This window comes from Sphingobacterium sp. UBA1897, assembly GCF_002337775.1.
Taxonomy (GTDB): Bacteria; Bacteroidota; Bacteroidia; order Sphingobacteriales; family Sphingobacteriaceae; genus Sphingobacterium; species Sphingobacterium siyangense.
In genome coordinates, this window is record NZ_DDGR01000018.1 from 375223 (window position 1) to 393356 (window position 18134).

14 protein-coding genes are annotated in these 18134 nt (G+C 40.1%); 7 read left to right on the plus strand and 7 right to left on the minus strand.

The features are described from left to right. Positions 1 to 259: 259 nt before the first annotated feature. From B4N43_RS09855 to B4N43_RS09870, 4 genes are all read right to left on the minus strand, one after another. Positions 260 to 1930: a glutamine--tRNA ligase/YqeY domain fusion protein gene (locus B4N43_RS09855; protein ID WP_286734413.1), complete on the minus strand. Its 1671-nt coding sequence runs from the start codon at positions 1928 to 1930 to the stop codon at positions 260 to 262. A 178-nt stretch (positions 1931 to 2108) separates the two neighbouring features. Next, the gene (locus B4N43_RS09860) at positions 2109 to 2756 is read right to left on the minus strand and encodes a carbonic anhydrase (protein ID WP_286734414.1); all 648 of its coding nucleotides are present in this window, start codon (positions 2754 to 2756) and stop codon (positions 2109 to 2111) included. Between the two features lie 209 nt (positions 2757 to 2965). Then, a complete protein-coding gene (locus B4N43_RS09865; RefSeq protein WP_088163179.1) occupies positions 2966 to 4510 on the minus strand; it encodes a SulP family inorganic anion transporter in 1545 nt (514 codons plus the stop codon). Between the two features lie 240 nt (positions 4511 to 4750). Beyond that, positions 4751 to 5086 (minus strand): hypothetical protein, encoded by a 336-nt coding sequence (locus B4N43_RS09870; protein WP_286734417.1) that lies wholly within the window; start codon positions 5084 to 5086, stop codon positions 4751 to 4753. Between the two features lie 168 nt (positions 5087 to 5254). Here B4N43_RS09870 and B4N43_RS09875 point away from each other — a divergent pair, with 168 nt between their 5' ends. From B4N43_RS09875 to B4N43_RS09885, 3 genes are all read left to right on the plus strand, one after another. Next, positions 5255 to 6796 carry a helicase HerA-like domain-containing protein gene (locus B4N43_RS09875; RefSeq protein ID WP_286734419.1) on the plus strand — a complete coding sequence of 514 codons (1542 nt, stop codon included), beginning with the start codon at positions 5255 to 5257 and terminating at the stop codon, positions 6794 to 6796. A 134-nt stretch (positions 6797 to 6930) separates the two neighbouring features. Further along, on the plus strand, positions 6931 to 7842 hold the full coding sequence (locus B4N43_RS09880; RefSeq protein ID WP_286734422.1) for a sugar phosphate nucleotidyltransferase: 912 nt from the start codon (positions 6931 to 6933) through the stop codon (positions 7840 to 7842). Positions 7843 to 7941: 99 nt separating this feature from the next. Further along, positions 7942 to 8625, plus strand: a complete 684-nt coding sequence (locus B4N43_RS09885) for a TIGR02117 family protein (protein ID WP_286734423.1) — start codon at positions 7942 to 7944, stop codon at positions 8623 to 8625. A 111-nt stretch (positions 8626 to 8736) separates the two neighbouring features. Here B4N43_RS09885 and dnaK read toward each other — a convergent pair whose 3' ends face one another. From dnaK to B4N43_RS09900, 3 genes are all read right to left on the minus strand, one after another. Then, positions 8737 to 10641 (minus strand): molecular chaperone DnaK, encoded by a 1905-nt coding sequence (gene dnaK, locus B4N43_RS09890; RefSeq protein ID WP_075994436.1) that lies wholly within the window; start codon positions 10639 to 10641, stop codon positions 8737 to 8739. A gap of 132 nt (positions 10642 to 10773) precedes the next feature. Continuing rightward, positions 10774 to 11658: a GLPGLI family protein gene (locus tag B4N43_RS09895; protein ID WP_286734426.1), complete on the minus strand. Its 885-nt coding sequence runs from the start codon at positions 11656 to 11658 to the stop codon at positions 10774 to 10776. Then, positions 11651 to 14338: a TonB-dependent receptor gene (locus tag B4N43_RS09900; protein WP_286734429.1), complete on the minus strand. Its 2688-nt coding sequence runs from the start codon at positions 14336 to 14338 to the stop codon at positions 11651 to 11653. Before B4N43_RS09900 ends, B4N43_RS09895 begins: the two co-directional genes overlap by 8 nt. A 227-nt stretch (positions 14339 to 14565) precedes the next feature. Between B4N43_RS09900 and B4N43_RS09905 the strand changes: the two genes are divergently transcribed. From B4N43_RS09905 to B4N43_RS09920, 4 genes are all read left to right on the plus strand, one after another. After that, positions 14566 to 15120 (plus strand): thioredoxin family protein, encoded by a 555-nt coding sequence (locus tag B4N43_RS09905; RefSeq protein WP_088163172.1) that lies wholly within the window; start codon positions 14566 to 14568, stop codon positions 15118 to 15120. A 521-nt stretch (positions 15121 to 15641) separates the two neighbouring features. After that, positions 15642 to 16004 (plus strand): MmcQ/YjbR family DNA-binding protein, encoded by a 363-nt coding sequence (locus B4N43_RS09910; RefSeq protein ID WP_088163171.1) that lies wholly within the window; start codon positions 15642 to 15644, stop codon positions 16002 to 16004. Between the two features lie 144 nt (positions 16005 to 16148). Continuing rightward, positions 16149 to 17345, plus strand: a complete 1197-nt coding sequence (locus tag B4N43_RS09915) for a PCMD domain-containing protein (RefSeq protein ID WP_075995003.1) — start codon at positions 16149 to 16151, stop codon at positions 17343 to 17345. Next, positions 17345 to 18106 (plus strand): porin family protein, encoded by a 762-nt coding sequence (locus B4N43_RS09920; protein WP_286734437.1) that lies wholly within the window; start codon positions 17345 to 17347, stop codon positions 18104 to 18106. Before B4N43_RS09915 ends, B4N43_RS09920 begins: the two co-directional genes overlap by 1 nt. Positions 18107 to 18134 lie beyond the last annotated feature (28 nt).

Here is an 18134-nt window from a genome sequence, read left to right on the forward strand (position 1 = left end):
ATGAATGATACGATGTTTTTCTTATTGCAGATGATGTACCTTTATAAATTACTGCTGTAAAAAAAAGAGAAGTACTGCTAATCTTCTGCGAAGCTATATGCGATGAGCGCTGATGTTTCAAGAGGTTGACAGAGCTGTAGTTTAGCCAGATTAATGGGGATATAAATCCGGCATGTTGGAGAATTTAGGGGATAAGAATACACGATAAAAAGAAGCGGTTGGAATCACTTCCAACCGCTTCTTTTTATGGGTTACGGTTTTACGCGTTTTTCTTTACTTCCTTACCCCAAGAGTCTTTTAATGTAACCGTACGGTTAAAGACTAAATGAGCTGGAGTTGAATGTGTATCTAAGGTAAAATACCCTAATCGTATAAACTGATATCCTTTACCCGGGGTTACATTTGCAAGATCCGGTTCAATGTAAGCACGTTCAATAATATGTAGGCTTTCCGGATTGATCGATGCTTTAAAATCTTCGGCAGCAGCAGGATTTTCCTCATTGAACAATCTGTCGTACAATCTCACTTCGGCTTCTTTTGCATGTGGAACCGAGATCCAGTGGATCGTTCCTTTTACTTTTAATCCCGAAGTGTCTTCTCCTGATTTTGAGTTTGGAACATACGTACAATGAACTTCCGTTACATGGCCATTTTCATCTTTCACAAAATCATGACAGGTGACGATGTAAGCATGTTTCAAACGTACAGAAAGTCCAGGGCCTAAACGGAAGAATTTTTTTGGTGCATCTTCCATAAAATCATCGCGCTCTATCCAGAGCTCCTTTGAAAATGGAATGGAGCGTGACCCTTCACCACCTTCGACTTCTGGATTGTTCTCGCCAACAAGATCCTCTACCTGACCATCAGGATAGTTTGTGATCACCAATTTGATCGGATCAAGAACAGCCATTCTGCGCCATGCCGTTTTGTTGAGATCCTCACGGATACAAAATTCCAAAAGACTGACATCGATCATGTTTTCACGTTTTTGAACACCGATTTTTTCACAGAAGTTGCGGATACTCGCAGGTGTATACCCTCTTCTGCGCAATCCTGAGATCGTAGGCATACGCGGGTCGTCCCAGCTTTCAACAAACTTCTCATTGACCAACTGCAGCAATTTACGTTTACTCATGACGGTATAAGTCATATTCAAACGTGCAAATTCGTATTGTTTGGAAGGGAAAATCTCCAATTTATCAATACACCAATCATAAAGTGGACGGTGTGGAATAAATTCCAGCGTACAGATCGAATGTGTAATTTTCTCAATGGAATCTGATTGTCCATGCGCAAAATCATACATGGGGTAGATACACCATTGATTCCCTGTTCTGTGGTGATGTGCATGTTTGATGCGGTATAACAAAGGATCACGCAAATGCATATTCGGGCTAGCTAAATCAATCTTTGCGCGTAGCACTTTTTCACCATCTCGGTATTTACCGGCACGCATAGCCGCGAATAAGGTTAGATTTTCCTCAATAGACCTATCGCGATAGGGCGTTGGAACACCCGGTTCTGTTGGGGTACCTTTTGCTGCTGCAATTTCTTCAGCAGTGCTGTCGTCGACATACGCTAGACCTTTTTTAATTAGATCAACGGCATAACTGTATAGTGTCTCGAAATAATCTGAAGTATATAATTCCGCTGCCCACTGGAATCCAAGCCATTGAATATCTTTCTTGATACTTTCAACATACTCAGTGTCCTCAGTGACAGGGTTAGTGTCATCAAAACGTAGATTAGTCTTGCCATTATACTGCTGTGCTAATCCAAAATTCAAGCAGATGGATTTGGCGTGACCAATGTGGAGGTAACCATTTGGCTCAGGAGGAAAACGTGTCAATACACGTCCGCCATGCTTCCCTGTACGAAGATCCTCTTCGACAATTTCCTCGATAAAATTTAATGATTTTTCTTCACTCATAATACAAAGTTAATTATTCGCCGTGAAATATTAGCTAGGCGATCGTAGATATTCGGCTTAGCATGAGTGGTTGAATAGGCCAGCTGTATCTGTTGGAATGGAGAGACTTAATAACGTTGGGATATGAAATAAAAAAGGGACGAAATTTCGTCCCTTTTTACCGATTTTTATTACTACTCTATTTATAAGCGAAGACTTCACCTAGCTCATCATTATTGGTAAAGGTACAGTGTTGATCGATCAATTCTCCCGTGCCGATATTGATAATCATTCCATGTACTGCAAGATCATTACGCTCTTTCCATGCGTTTTGGATAATCGACGTCGCACAAAGATTGAAAACCTGTTCTTGTACGTTGAGCTCGATTAAACGATTTACTTTTTTATCATGTTCCTGGATCGCATCGATCTCTTCGCTGTGTAAACGATAGACATCCTTGATATGGCCCAACCAGTTGTCGATAATACCATACTGCTTGCGGCTTAAAGAAGCCGCAACACCACCGCAGCCATAGTGACCAGCTATAATCACATGTTTTACTTTCAGCACATTCACGGCATAGTCTAATACGGAAAGCATACTCATATCCGAGTGAATGACCATGTTGGCAATATTACGGTGAACGAAAACTTCCCCCGGCTTTGTACCTGTCAATTCATTTGCGGGCACACGGCTATCTGCACAACCGATCCAAAGAATTTCCGGATTTTGACCTTTAGCAAGTTGTTGGAAGCGTCCCGTAGCGTCATTCTTTACGAATTCCATCCACTCTTTATTTCCCTTTATGATATTGTCAAATCCTATTTTTAAATCTTTATTTTCCATATTCTTCTTATTTCACTCTTGCCCAAAGGCATTGTTTCTATTTTATTGTAATAATACAAATGTCTAAATTCATTGTTTACTTCAAACAACTTATTTTTTATTGAAAATCTGTTCTTGATGTTCAATAATCCTTCCTCTTGTTTCAACCAAGGATTGCTGGTAGAACGATGGAAGGTAATGGCTTACGCGATATGTCGAAACCCTTTCCCTTATGAGGAGGGTTTTTTATAGACAACCTGCAAAAGCTCGATGTCTTTTCCCTTACTTCTCGCGTTCTGCTCGAAATCTTTTATGACTTCGATGACATCTTTGTCTATAAATTTACTGAATGTTCCATCGATGCGGATCTTACTGATAGATTTTGGTAAGCTGTATAATTTCTGTTGGATCGGAACCTTGTTCAAAAAGGATACTTCTTCCGCTAATGTAATGACAGCCTTATCTTCTTCATTGTCTTTTTCAATATTATATTTGAAAGCATTTTTCATATTTGCTCTCAAAATATAGAATGTCGCCACGACAATACCTATTCCTACACCCATAAGGAGATCAGTAAACACGATCGCTACAATGGTGACAAAAAATGGGATAAATTGATCCAAGCCTTTTTTGTACATCGAGGTGAATAGACTTGGTTTAGCCAATTTATACCCTGTATGGAGAAGGATAGCCGCCAAACAGGCCAAAGGAATCATATTCAGCATTGTTGGGATAGCGAGCATAGCGACCAATAGCCACATACCATGCATGATAGCAGACTGTCTCGTTTTTCCACCTGCATTGACGTTTGCTGATGAGCGTACGATAACGGATGTTAAGGGTAGACCGCCTAGAAGTCCGCTGGTCATGTTACCGATTCCTTGTGCAACGAGTTCACGGTTGGTTGGCGTATTTCTTTTGTAAGGGTCTATTTTATCAACCGCCTCGATGCTCAATAAGGTTTCTAGACTTGCAATAATTGCAATCGTAAATGCAGCTATCCACACGTCTTTGTTGACAATCTGTGTGAAGTCCGGTAGGGTAAATAATCCGGTGAATTCAGCAAAAGAACCTACAATAGGGACCAAAACAAATTGTTTATCATGCAATTGGAGCGCTGATCCGTTGAAAAAATAAGCTAAGCTTACACCCAGAATCACGACAACCAATGGGGCCGGAACCTTATTAAGCTTTGGAATAGATGGCCAGAAGATGAGGATTGCCAATGATAGTGCACAGATGATCAATGCACCGAAGTTGATCGCAGAGGCGATCGTATCAAAATAGGCGCCAATACCATGTCCATTGTCCATTTCGAAGGCATGTGTTTCCACTAAACCCAATGCCAAAGGAATCTGTTTCATGATAATTGTGATGCCGATCGCGGCAAGCATACCTACAATGACCGCTGAAGGGAAATAATTGCCGATCATCCCGGCTTTTAATATACCAAGAATGACCTGCACCACACCAGCGATCACGACGGCAAGTAGAAAGGTTTCATATGCGCCTAGGCTCTGAATAGCACCTAAGACAATAACGGTAAGACCAGCAGCTGGCCCACTTACACTGAGTGGTGATTTACTGATTGAAGCGACAACGATTCCACCAATTACACCAGTCAATAATCCTGCAAACAATGGCGCACCAGAGGCCATTGCAATTCCCAAACATAATGGAAGTGCCACCAAAAACACCACAACACTAGCAGGGAAGTCATATTTTAAGTCTCTTTTCGATAGTTTCAGAAAAGCCGACGTACGAGTTCCAAACATAAAATTTGTGTTTATCTATAAATAAAGTTTTCATCAGGTAACCTTTAGTGAGCTATAGCTTTGTATCGTTATATCCTATGACCTTCAAGAGCATTGACAAAGTGTCTTGCTGAGAAAGCTCAACGATAAGATTCAACCGAACTAAAGCAGATCGATTACTTCAGAAAAATCAAGGATACCGCACATGCTTTATCTTTTGCATGCGGGTCGATGGAAGTACATCCCCAAGGGATGCCCTTATTAACAGTTAGGAGGCGGTGTTGGAACCGTAGGATGGAAAGCTAAAATGCTTTTCTCATTTTTAAGATAATTCTTCTGTTTTCCTTGGTTCTCAACGATTATAGTTTCAAATACAATAGGTTCTTCTGTTTTTGTATTGAAAAATTTTGAGGCGGTCTCAAGTGTATCGTTACTTGCACCGTTATTGTTTTCGATTTCCAGTTGTAAAACGACCTGTAAGATGGTGCTTTGATCTAAGCTGTTGGAAAAAATAGGCGAAATAGAGATGGCCATCTTTGTGAAAAAGATGATAGCACAAAAGAATGCTGCCACAAATCTAAACCGCTTATTTAACATTTTTTATTACCTTTAATCTTACTGTTTTACATCGTAAAAATAGCAATTCTATGTTAAATTCAAATTAATAGTGCACTAAAAATAAAATTTGGCACGAAATTGTGACGAAGAGATTATTTTTTGAAAAGTTTTCAATTTTTTTTGATTTATAAATATTAAGCCTTTCGTATGGCAAATAAAGAACAATTTATTGAGAAGGTCCAGGCCTCCTATAATCCCAAGGGAGCATTTATCTATCTGGGGGCGGGAATGCTCAATGGTGAAATTTTGGCAGAGGCAAAAGTGAATTTAGCCTTGAAAATGATGAACCGTCACGGACTTATTGCCGGGGCTACCGGAACCGGTAAAACGCGGACGCTACAATTGATCGCCGAACAGTTGTCGGATGCCTCTGTACCTGTATTTATGCTGGATGTCAAGGGCGATTTATCAGGCTTAGCAGAACCAGGTGTCACCAATCAAGCCCTTATTGATCGGGGAAACGCCGTGGGCGTGCCGTTTGAGCCGTCGTCATTTCCGGTTGAACTGTATTCACTTTCTGGCAATAAGGGGATTCCTATGCGGATTACCGTAGAAGATTTCGGACCGGTCTTGTTGGGCCGGATCCTCGAGCTCAATGAAACACAAACAGGGGTATTGGCCGCAATGTTTAAATATGCGCAAGATCATCAAATGCCATTGATCGATTTTTCAGATACCAAAAAACTACTAAGCTACCTTTCAGAAGGACCTGGTAGCGAAGAAATCAAAAGCGATTATGGTAAGATTAGTTCCGCAAGCTCGGGAACTATCCTGCGTAAGATCGTCGCTTTGGAGCAGCAAGGTTTGGCTCATATCTTTGGCGAGAAAGAGTTTGATATCAACGATTTGTTTCAAAAAGTGGATGGGAAAGGCGTGATTAGCCTGTTGAATATTTCCGATGTGCAAGATCAGCCCATACTGTATTCTACATTCTTATTGAGTTTATTGGCACAATTGTTTAAAAATATGCCCGAAGTGGGCGACCTGGATAAACCGAAGCTGGTCTTTTTCTTTGATGAAGCCCATCTGCTGTTCAACGGAGCTCCTAAAGCCTTTTTGACACAGGTGGATCAGATTATTCGTCTTATCCGTTCGAAGGGGATAGGTGTTTTCTTTTGTACACAGTCTCCAACCGATGTGCCGGAGTCTGTATTGGCGCAATTGGGAAATCGGGTGCAGCATGCATTGCGTGCCTTTACACCCAACGATGCTGAAAACTTAAAGAAGACAGTTAAAACCTATCCAAAATCTGATTTTTATGAAATTGATCAGGTTTTGACCGCTTTGGGGACGGGACAGGCATTGATTACCGTATTGAATGACAAAGGTATTCCGACAGAGGTTGTTGCTACGCATTTGGTGCCGGCACGTGCCATTATGGGGCCTGCATCTGATGCAACAATCAGCCAGATTATCAATCAGTCTGATTTGAAAGCTAAGTACCAGGAGCGACAAGAAAATCGTTCTGCGGCTGAAATCATAGATGAAAGAATGCAGGCTGCGGAGCAGGAGCAACAACGTGCGGCGCAGGAAAAAGAAGCAGAGAAGGCAAGTCGGCCTTCTTCCCGGAGACAGACGCCTTTGGAGGCTGCACAACGAACTGCGACAACGACTCTAGCACGGGAAGGAGTTAAGTTTTTGGGCAAATTAGCGACGGGTTTATTAAACGCATTCTTAAAAAAGAAATAATACTAATTTTTTGATTCTTTTCGTTTCAATACTATACCTTTGAAGGTGGAGCTGAACTTAGCTAAATTTGCTTTTAAGGGCAAATTTAGCTAAGTTTGCGGACGAAAAGAAAATTCTATTAACGCAATTTAAATATGAGTAAACCAACCCTTTTGATTTTGGCAGCAGGTATGGCTAGCCGGTATGGTTCTTTAAAACAAGTAGACGGTTTTGGCCCACACGGCGAGACAATTATTGACTATTCAATTTACGATGCCATTCGCGCAGGATTCGGAAAAGTTGTGTTCATTATCCGAGAAGAATTTCTGGAAAAGATGAAATCGGTATTTGATGAAAAATTGAAAGGTAAAATAGAAGTAGATTACGCTTTTCAAGATTTTGACCTAACGAAATTCGGTGTTAACCACGTTATTGAAAGAATTAAACCTTGGGGTACTGCCCATGCGGTGATGAGCGCTAAGGATAAAGTGCATGAACCTTTTTGTGTAATCAATGCAGACGATTTCTATGGTTCGGATTCTTTTCAAAAAATGGCCGAATTCTTAACAACCGAAGTCTCTGATGAGCAAATGTCATTGATGGGCTTCCAGGTTGGAAATACCATGTCTGATTATGGTTATGTTTCACGCGGAGTATGTGAGGTTACCCCTTCTGGACATATGGAAAGTGTAACTGAACGTACAAATATATACTACAAAGGTGAAGGTGACGATCGCAAAATCGTTTATGAAGAAAATGGTGTTGAAACAGACCTAGATCCAAAAACCCGCGTTTCGATGAACTTTTGGGGCTTTACACCAAAGATTTTCGAAGTGGCGCAGGCGATGTTCCCTGCATTTGTTGAAGAAAATAAGGAGAATTTAAAAGCAGAATTTTTCATTCCTTCCGTACCGGATTATATGGTGAAACATAAGTTGGCTGATTTTAAAGTGATCCCAACTTCTTCGAAATGGTTTGGCGTAACTTATAAAGAAGATAAACCTATCGTACAAGAATCGATTTCGAAATTAGTAGCTGATGGAATATATCCTGAAAAGTTATTTTAAGAGCTAAAAGAAATAGCTTATCTTTCACCTGTATTGTCAAGCAATACAGGTTTTTTTTTGACCTGTGCGCTAGATTAATTGAGCGGAAATAGATCTTAGATGAAAAAAATTCTTAAGGTGTTTGGTTATATTATTTTAGGATTGTTGTCTTTTTGTGTACTCTATATTGTTGCTGAATACAGTCTGTCAAGAATTTCGGCTCCAAAGAAGAATATAGACGAAGAGAAGACGATTCAGGTTTTTGTTCAGTCCAATGGTATTCATACCGATATTGTATTGCCTGTCGTTAACGAAGATATGGATTGGTCGCAACTATTTCCTTATGGGAATACGGTTGGGAAACATAGCGGATATCGGTATGTGGGGATCGGTTGGGGTGATAAAGGATTCTATTTGGATACACCAGAATGGAAAGATTTAAAAGCATCGACGGCCTTTGTTGCTGCCTTTGGATTGGGGGAGTCTGCCATTCATGTGACCTATTACAATACGGTTCAGCAGGATGAGTTATGTTTTGCTTATCAGATCAGTAGATCCCAATACCGGGATCTGATAAAATATATAGAAGATTCGTTGGATCGAAATCAAGCGGAAACTATTTTGGTGAAAACAGATGCACAGTATGGTGACTCAGACGCTTTTTATGAAGCAAAGGGAGCCTATAGCATGTTTTATTCTTGCAATACCTGGACAAATAATGCCTTAAAGAAGGCGGCTATGCCAGCAGGTATATGGGCGACATTGGACAAAGGAATATTAAGTCACTATAAGCATAAGAAGTAGCTGGAAATCCATAAGCAGGATCTCGTTGAATGTGAAGTGAGATCGTGAAAATGATAGGCATAAAAAAAGCTCCAGGATTAATCCCGGAGCTTTTTTTATGAGGAGGAGTGATTACTTCACTTCTTCGTAATCTACGTCAGTTACATCATCACCACCTTGGTTTCCACCTTGAGCTTGACCTGCATCACCTTGAGGTTGTTGTGCACCACCTTGAGAAGCAGCATACATTTCTTCAGAGGCAGCATTCCAAGCATTTTGCAATTCTTCAGAAGCAGCGTCGATATCAGCAAAGTTTTTCGCTTCGTAAGCAGCTTTTAATTTTGTTAAGCCAGCTTCAATTGGCGCTTTTTTATCTGCTGAAATTTTATCGCCATATTCTTTCAATTGTTTTTCAGTTGAGAAGATTAAAGCGTCAGCTGCATTTACTTTGTCAGCTTCTTCTTTCATTTTTTTGTCAGCATCAGCATTTGCTTCAGCTTCTTCTTTCATGCGTTTGATTTCGTCGTCAGACAAACCTGAAGATGCTTCGATACGGATATTTTGTTCTTTTCCAGTAGCTTTATCTTTTGCAGATACTTTGATGATACCATTCGCATCAATATCAAAAGTAACTTCGATTTGAGGAACGCCACGAGGAGCTGGTGGAATGTCATTCAAATGGAAACGGCCGATTGTACGGTTTTGGTTTGCCATAGGACGCTCACCTTGTAAGATGTGAATTTCTACAGATGGCTGATTGTCTGAAGCAGTAGAGAACGTTTCCGATTTTTTAGTTGGAATTGTTGTATTTGCTTCGATCAATTTAGTCATCACACCACCCATTGTCTCAATACCTAATGAAAGTGGAGTAACATCCAATAATAAAACGTCTTTTACTTCACCTGTCAATACACCACCTTGGATAGCAGCACCTAAAGCGACAACTTCATCCGGGTTTACACCTTTAGAAGGCTCTTTTCCGAAGAATGCTTTTACAGCATCAACGATTGCAGGGATACGCGTAGAACCACCTACTAAGATAATTTCATCAATATCAGATTTGCTGAAACCAGCATTTTTCAATGCAGACTCACAAGGAGCAATTGTTCTCTTGATCAAGTCAGCAGCCAAAGCTTCAAATTTAGCGCGTGATAATGAACGAACTAAGTGTTTTGGACCAGTTGCATCAGCAGTGATATATGGCAAGTTGATTTCAGTAGAAGTTGCGCTTGATAATTCAATTTTCGCTTTCTCAGCTGCTTCTTTCAAACGTTGCAATGCCATTGGGTCTTTTTTCAAGTCAAAGCCATTGTTTTCACTTTTGAATTCTTCGTTCAACCAGTTGATGATTACGTTATCAAAGTCATCACCACCTAAGTGTGTATCACCGTCAGTAGATTTAACTTCAAATACACCGTCACCTAATTCCAATACCGAAACGTCATGTGTACCACCACCACAGTCAAACACAACAATTTTCATGTCTTTGTGTGCTTTATCCAAACCGTAAGCTAAAGCTGCAGCTGTAGGTTCGTTGATGATACGTTTTACAGATAAACCAGCGATTTCACCAGCTTCTTTTGTTGCTTGACGTTGTGCGTCGTTGAAATATGCAGGAACTGTAATAACAGCTTCAGTTACTTCTTGACCTAAGAAATCCTCAGCTGTTTTCTTCATTTTTTGAAGAATCATTGCAGAGATCTCTTGTGGTGTATATTTGCGGTCATCAATTTCTACACGAGGTGTATTGTTGTCACCTTTAACGATTTTATAAGGTACGTGTTCAGCTTCTTTCACAGCTTCATCGTATGAAAGTCCCATAAAACGTTTGATGGAATAAATAGTTTTATGCGGGTTAGTAATTGCTTGACGCTTTGCTGGGTCCCCAACTTTGCGCTCGCCACCTTCTACGAAAGCTACGATCGAAGGAGTTGTACGTTTACCTTCGTTGTTCGTAATTACTACAGGCTCGTTACCTTCCATTACGGCAACACATGAGTTTGTAGTACCTAAGTCAATTCCTATAATTTTAGACATATCTTGTGTTTTAATTTTTTACTTAAATAAATTCTATCAGTCTATTATCAACCCTTATGCCAATCCAAAAGTTTTGTAAAAAAAACACTATTTGTCATCAATTTGTCTTTAGGTACTGCCAAACTGACATTTTCAATACACCAGTTGCTCTAATATCCTTTTTTTTGCTGACTCGTTTTGGCGATTGCGTGGCATATATCTGCCAAAGATTTCCGAGAATTCAGCAAGTTTCATTTTTTTTGATTTCTTATCCCGCCAATCAGAAGGAACAAGTTTATTGGTATAGGCGATATTTGTAGCCCAATATTGAATGTGCATTTCTGGGATGACGAGCCCCAATATCATTCCTGGAAGGCCGTGGCTCAAGGCTGGTCCTGCCGATACTGGGATTTCTTCGGAATAGTAAGCAATCAGATAGAGTGAGTCTTTGGTGGCACCGTTGACTCGACGGCAGTTTACACCAGCAATATTGCGGAACTCCTCCGTGAAACGCCAAGTGATGCTGTCCAATGTTTCCGAAAGAATGTATTTTTCGTCGATGTCAAGCTGGATGTCTGCTGTACCAGCTTTCAGATCCTGGTAGAGGACTTTGCCGTTCTTGTTGGCCCCACCTCTGAATTGTCCCCTTTGGTATCCTCCGCTTCGGGCCGCGCCCTGAGATCTGCCCCCCCGGCCATTTGCCGAAGTTATTGTAGGTGCTGCCATTTTTACTTCAGCACGTTGTTTTTCGGTACCCAGGCTTTCCTCGGGCATCAACACGGTAGAATTCTCATCAAAGTAAAAGTTTAACTTTTCTGTATGTGAATCCGGTACCTTGTCGAGATATTCCATCATTCCCATACCCCTGTCCATTCCTTTCGAGTTCATGTCGTTGGACATCTGCCGAAGGCGTGCTTTTGTGTAGGTAACTTTGTCAAAACTAATGGTCCCCCTACTTCCGAAATAGGCGTATTGCGCCTGAAGCGATAAACCATACAAGCAGCAGATGATTAGTGTTAAATATATTTTTTTAATCATTTCCTTTCCCTAGATATTTGTTGAAATCCCATTTTATACCGACCAAAAAATACTGCGTCAATACCTGTTGAACAGATTCGGAATAGTTGGTGTCACTCGCATTACGGCGTGTGTTGTTAAAGGTGTTGAAAAGGTCAAAGGCCTTTACGCTGAGTGTCATGCTCTCATCTTTCAGTACTTTTTTCTCCAATTCGATATTGGTATAAAATTGATTGATTGATTTCTTGTAAAGTTTTGTAGGTCCTGTATAGCTATAAAAAACGTTGGCCATGATATTAAACTTCTTTGGTAGAAAGTATTTGACATAGGCCGATGTGCCACCTTGAAAACTTGTTGCGTTGTATTGAGTGTTGATCGAGTTTTGCTGGATATTAAAGCCGGCGTTTGCAGAAAGGTCGAAATCGAAGCCTTCTGAATCTTGCTCATTTAAGCTTGAACCTAGACTAAAGTTGGTATTCTTTGCATTGTTCAGCAAAAACTCGCCGCCGGACTGTCCGCCTTCAAATTTGGTATAGCTATAGCTGTTGTTAAATCTAACATTTGCACTTTTGTTAAAGTTGATACGGCGATTGGCCAAAGGCTGCATATGGTTGATATTCAGACCGCCATTCCAATTGGATTTACCGGATAGATTTTCGTAAGTACTGATCTGGGCAGAGTTGTCCAGTATGGTTGTTTTGTTGACAATCGGATTATTTACGAAAGATAAGTTTCCGTTGATATTGATATTGGTTCCTTTCAATAAACTGAAAGCATTATAATTGGCCGAAATATTATTGTTCACCGCACGTTTCAGGTCAGGATTACCAATTTGTTGAAACAAAGGGTTGGTCTGAGGTTGCAGTGGTTGTAGCTGATCAAAGGATGGGATGATATTCGAACTTTGATAGGCCAAACGTATATTTTTGCTATTTGAAAGGCGATAATTCGCATCCACATTTAAATTGTTGTCCCAAAAATTCCGGGCAAGATCAATTGACCTGTAACTATCATTTAACTTTTGATTCTTGTAGAACGTACGGTTTGAAAAATTGATTTCCAGCTTTTCTTTACGGTAAGAAAAGTTAATATTAACACCTTGATTGGTATTATTGTCAATCTGATTTTGAGAATACAGCGAATCAAACTTTTGCGTGATATTGTTTATTGAATTTTGTGTATTGGTGTTCTTCGAATGATTAAAGCTATACCCCAGCGCCAAATTAATGTAATCGCTGATTCGGTTGTTGAAGTTAATTGACGAGTTGAAGTCATTTCCGCTAGTCCGTCCGTGCCGATCCTGATCAATAATTGTGCTGTCTCCTGTTTTGTAGAAATAGGTTCGCGAATAGACTTTGCTGTCTGAATTTGACTCTTTGTGGTTATTCCCGACCATTAGGTTGACGGAACGACCCGCTTTTAACCGTTTTCTATAATTTAACCGAAAATTATTGTTAGAGCTTGAAGAGTTCGATTGATTGTTCTCTCTAAAGTCGCTGATCGGATTACCTGATCCGTCGCCCGTTTTGCTGTCTGTATAGGTTAGATTAGCGTTGGTGGCCCAATTGGCATTGGATTGCAGGTCCATAGTTTGCGTGGAATCCAGTCGCATGTTAAGGTTTGACCTTAAACCATTGCTTCGACTATGCCTTTCATTATCGTTTTTGCTGTTTTTTTCCTGAATGGACTCGTCTGGCAGTACATTCTTATTGTAAGTCTCCGAGTGATTCCTGTTGCTGTTGTTGTCGTAACCATAGTTGGCATTGACTTTTAGGGCTTTTTTGAAGAACTGATTTTCATAATTGGCACCAAGGTTTGTGTTCAGAGGTTCGCCCGTAATTTGGTTGTTCATGCGTAGAGAGCCTTCACGGCCGCTTGAACTGCCCATATTGTTGTGACTCGCGGTGATGCCAATCCGCTCAGTCTTATTAAATTTCGCCGCAAAGAGATTTCCCGCATACAATTCTTTTGATCCAGCCAATGCTTCCATGTTTCCAAAGACACCCTTTCTTGCTTTCTCTTTGAGTACAACATTAACTGTCTGAATTCTTACGCCATCATCGATGCCTGACAGCTCAGCTTCCTCCGATTTTTTCTCATAGAGCTGCACCTTGTCAACGGCATCTGCCCGTACATTTCGAATGGCTATTTTAGGATCATAGCCAAAAAATTCTTCCCCATCGATAAACACTTTCTGTACAGATTTTCCTTGAGCCGTGATACTTCCATCTCCAGTAACCGTGAAACCGGGTAGACGACGTAGTAAATCCTCTAACTTCGCATTCTTTTCTGTTGCAAAACTCGCCGCATCATATTCGATGGTGTCGCCTTTCAGTGTAATTGGAAGACGTCGGGTGACAATCACCTCCTGCAAAACATTTCTTTGGGAATTTATTTTGATATCATGCAGATCGAGATCTTTGTCTGCAATTTGGATCGTATCACTGTAGAGTTCAAACTTGGGGTACGTGGCCAAAATAATGTAGCTCCCGGGTTTGATATTTTTGACCTGGAATTTTCCCTCTTCATTTGCTCGGTTAAAATAACGGAGGACTGAATCGCGGTTCAGTAAAATAATGGAAGCATTGGTCAGGGGCTTGTCATCTGCCTTATCCAGAATCCTCCCCTTGATGTTTATTTGGGCGTAAGCACTGTTGATGACGATAAATAGTAAAAGTATTAATTGAACTAATCTTTTCATGTACGGGTTGTATCTTTCAAATATAATTTACTTAATCGTTAATAAATGTAAAACATCTCTTCTGAATGTAAAATCTTTGGTATATAAGGTAGAGTAAATCACATTTTTTCTTGCTATACATGTACTTTTTGAGCATCATTTTTTTTATTGCATTCAATACAGATTGTTGGCGGAAGGTTGTTTGAGAAAGTTAGAAGTAAAATTTACCTTTGCAAAAAATTGGTATTATGACGTTTGAAAATTACTTACAACAATTCGAAGATATCTTAAATCATCCTGAGAATCACCCTGCCTATCAAGATGATGAATATTATCAGTACACAAAAATGAACTGGACAAGAATGGGCCGTTGGTTAAAACGCTTTGAACCAACGTCGACTTTTGAACAATTTGTGGAGTCAATTACGGAAAAGCAACAATGGATCATCATTACTGAACCTTGGTGCGGGGATGCAGCGCATTCGGTGCCTATGTTGGCGAACATGGCCTCAAAAAATCCCAATATCACGGTGGATATCCAGCTGCGTGACAGCGCTCCGTTTCTGATCGATTCTTATTTAACCAACGGAGGTAAATCTATTCCAATTCTAGTGATACGTAATGAACAGGGGCAGGATTTGGCTGTCTGGGGTCCAAGACCTCAAGCCTGCCAGGAGCTGTTTTTGAATATGAAAGCGCAAGGGGCAGATTTCTCCGAAATCAAAGAGGAGATTCAAAAGTGGTACAATGCCGATAAAGGAACCGAAATCCAAAAGGAAATCCAGGCCTTGCTAGAAAAATAAGAAAAAATTCATCTTTATAAAAGACAGGCAATTTTTAAGTTTAACCAGATAATCATCTCAGGAGTAGACCTGGTCTTTCCTGAGCATGGTTCGAAAAAGTGGAAGAATTCGCTGTAACAATCCGCTTTTAACTCGGTATATGTAAGCCTATTTCAGTATAATATATTCTGCCTTTTAACGCTGCTTGTTCGGTGCTTCCTCGGTACTTGTTCGGTATTCATTCGGAGCTTCTTCGGTTACAAGCGAAGAAGCTCCGAATGAGTACCGCTTCATATCCGTCGATAATTCCTATAAATACCGAAGTTGTCCTATGCTTTTCATTGTCTAATTCCAGTTTATTCCGCATTTGTTTTTCTCTGTATCCATATCGCTTTATTGCCAATAGGTTTAATATCGTCTTTGCTAAAGATTAAAAGATTTTAAGTAAAACGATCCGCTGTTTTTGTTAGCTTTATATGGATTATTGTCCATTTTATGAAGGGCATTCAGATTAACTTAAAGGATAACTAAAACAAAAAAATATGAACATTGAAGATCTGAGAGAATATTGTTTGTCTATTGGGCCAGTTATGGAGGAGACGCCATTTGGTCCGGATACACTGGTATTTAAGGTTGGTGGCAAGATTTTTTTATTGGTGGGACTGGATCAGATTGATGAGCTTCGGTTTAATGTGAAGTGTAATCCGGAGTGGGCAATTGAACTGCGTGAAAGGCATGAACACACAGTGCTTCCGGGGTATCATATGAATAAAAAGCATTGGAATACCATTATTGCTAATCGGGAACTTGATGATAGAAAGCTTGAAGAGTTAATTTTGCATAGCTATCAACTTATTGTCGAAAGCCTGCCTGTGAAGATTAGACAAGAAATAAGTGGGCGCTAAGTGTGGTTTACGTGTAAAGAATTAGTTGCTTGGTGCATAAAAGGTATTAAAAGGGCTGTTTTTGGAGCGAGGAATGGTAGCTTTGCTAACTCGATGTATCGCTCAATAACATCGATCATTAAATTTACACTAAATATTATTTTTATGAAACGAACACGAAATTACTCGTGGGTAATCTGTTTTATGCTTCTTTTCAGTTTGGGAAGTTGTATAAAGGAAGAAGCGCTAAATATGGAAGCGGATATTGTCGGTGTTCATGCCGATGAAGATGTCTTCTTGCTGAACCCGGTCATCTCAAATACGCAAGTTACACTTTATCTTCAGCCCAATATTCATGATCTTACCAAGTTGAATATGACTTTTGACCTGACTCCTGGTGCCTCGATTGAGCTTTTGAAGGATTCTTTGAAAATGCCGGTCGGAACTCAGGATATGAATAAAGTAATTGTTGATGAATTGCTAAAAAACGGCGTATATTATAAAGTTACGTCCGAAGATCATCAGTTTACAAAGAACTACCTGATTAAAATTGTGAAAACAGATGGTGGATTTGTTCCAACAGAATATGGCTTTGAAGATACGGCGATCGATAAAGATGATAAATACACCATATTTTACAATAAAATTGATGGCCAGGATTTCTATAATTGGGCTTCCGGAAATCCAAGTTTCTCCTTGACATTGAGCTTGGGAGGAGGTACAAAGGAGCCCGAGTCATATCCTACTAAAACGAGTTCGGATGCACATTCAGGATCGAAAGCGGCTTTATTGGAAACGAAGTTGACCGGTGCTTTTGGGGCGATGTTCAAGAAACCTATTGCTGCGGGAAATCTTTTTATAGGAGCGTTTGATACGGGACCTGTATTGACAGATCCACTTTCGGCAACGCAGTTTGGTCTTCCTTTCAATCAGATACCGTTGGTTTTGGAAGGTTACTATAAATATAGTCCTGGCGCGACGGTGACGGACGAAAACATGAAGCCGGTCAATACCAAAGATTCCTGTGATATCTATGCGGTTTTTTATAATCGCAAGCAGCTGATGGATTCGGAGCCTGATCCGAAGAAGAAAGTTTCCTATTTGACTGGACATAATATTTTGAAAGATCCAAGTATAGTGGCTATAGCCAGGCTGGAAAATGGTGGCGCAACAGCGACCAATGGTTTTGTCAAGTTTACATTGCCATTTAAGTACACGGCGAAAGTAAATGATGCTGACGTTGCCAATTTGGATTATAGCATTGCTATTGTGATGTCTTCGAGTAAATATGGTGATAATTTTATTGGTGCTGTCGGTAGTAAGTTAACGGTGGATGATCTCAAAATTGTAACGAAGAAATAATGAAAATGATAAAATATACAATCGCAGTGGCTGCGATGGTTTTGATAGGGTCTGTTGCAAATGCGCAGGAAAATACATCGGGTGAAAGTAAATTAGGTTTTGATGTGATGGTTGGCGGTAAGATCGGCGGAGCCGCACCGCTTTCACTGCCACGTGAAATCCGAAAAATTAAAAGCTATAATCCGAATGTTCCCTTTTTTGTCGGAGCAAGGGCAAACTATCGTATTGATCCCAAATGGGGAGTATCTTTGGGTCTCGTCTTCGAAGGAAAGGGAATGGATACGAAAGCGACTGTTAAAGGATACAAGACGACATTCAATGCTGTGAATGATGCAAAAGAGGAGCTGAGAGGTTATTATACAGGTGATATTACAACCAGAGTGCATAATCTGTATCTGTCTGTGCCGATTCAAGCGACTTATCAGCTTTCAAATCGTTGGAATGTGCAGGCAGGACCTTATATTTCTTTTGCGGTAAAAAAGGAATTCTATGGCGAGGCTTACAATGGCTATCTTAGACATGAAGAACCTACTGGAAATAAGATTGTTGTGGATAATGCTGATTATGATTTCTCGGAAAGTGTTAGGAGTATTGATGTTGGTATGAGTTTGGGAGCCCATTATGCTATCGACAAAAGATTCTTTGCGTTGGCACAGTTGGATTATGGCTTCAATAATATTATGAAAACCGGATTTGAAAGTATTAGTTTTGGATTGCATAATATCTTTATGAATGTCGGTATAGGTTATAAATTGAAATAGCTTTCATAGCATATAAAAAAGAAATGGC

Excerpts from the sequence above, each read along its gene's own strand:
- B4N43_RS09855 (WP_286734413.1), bottom strand. The coding sequence starts at position 1,930 with ATGAGTGAAGAAAAATCATTAAATTTTATCGAGGAAATTGTCGAAGAG.
- B4N43_RS09860 (WP_286734414.1), bottom strand. The coding sequence starts at position 2,756 with ATGGAAAATAAAGATTTAAAAATAGGATTTGACAATATCATAAAGGGA.
- B4N43_RS09865 (WP_088163179.1), bottom strand. The coding sequence starts at position 4,510 with ATGTTTGGAACTCGTACGTCGGCTTTTCTGAAACTATCGAAAAGAGAC.
- B4N43_RS09870 (WP_286734417.1), bottom strand. The coding sequence starts at position 5,086 with ATGTTAAATAAGCGGTTTAGATTTGTGGCAGCATTCTTTTGTGCTATC.
- B4N43_RS09875 (WP_286734419.1), top strand. The coding sequence starts at position 5,255 with ATGGCAAATAAAGAACAATTTATTGAGAAGGTCCAGGCCTCCTATAAT.
- B4N43_RS09880 (WP_286734422.1), top strand. The coding sequence starts at position 6,931 with ATGAGTAAACCAACCCTTTTGATTTTGGCAGCAGGTATGGCTAGCCGG.
- B4N43_RS09885 (WP_286734423.1), top strand. The coding sequence starts at position 7,942 with ATGAAAAAAATTCTTAAGGTGTTTGGTTATATTATTTTAGGATTGTTG.
- dnaK (WP_075994436.1), bottom strand. The coding sequence starts at position 10,641 with ATGTCTAAAATTATAGGAATTGACTTAGGTACTACAAACTCATGTGTT.
- B4N43_RS09895 (WP_286734426.1), bottom strand. The coding sequence starts at position 11,658 with ATGATTAAAAAAATATATTTAACACTAATCATCTGCTGCTTGTATGGT.
- B4N43_RS09900 (WP_286734429.1), bottom strand. The coding sequence starts at position 14,338 with ATGAAAAGATTAGTTCAATTAATACTTTTACTATTTATCGTCATCAAC.
- B4N43_RS09905 (WP_088163172.1), top strand. The coding sequence starts at position 14,566 with ATGACGTTTGAAAATTACTTACAACAATTCGAAGATATCTTAAATCAT.
- B4N43_RS09910 (WP_088163171.1), top strand. The coding sequence starts at position 15,642 with ATGAACATTGAAGATCTGAGAGAATATTGTTTGTCTATTGGGCCAGTT.
- B4N43_RS09915 (WP_075995003.1), top strand. The coding sequence starts at position 16,149 with ATGAAACGAACACGAAATTACTCGTGGGTAATCTGTTTTATGCTTCTT.
- B4N43_RS09920 (WP_286734437.1), top strand. The coding sequence starts at position 17,345 with ATGAAAATGATAAAATATACAATCGCAGTGGCTGCGATGGTTTTGATA.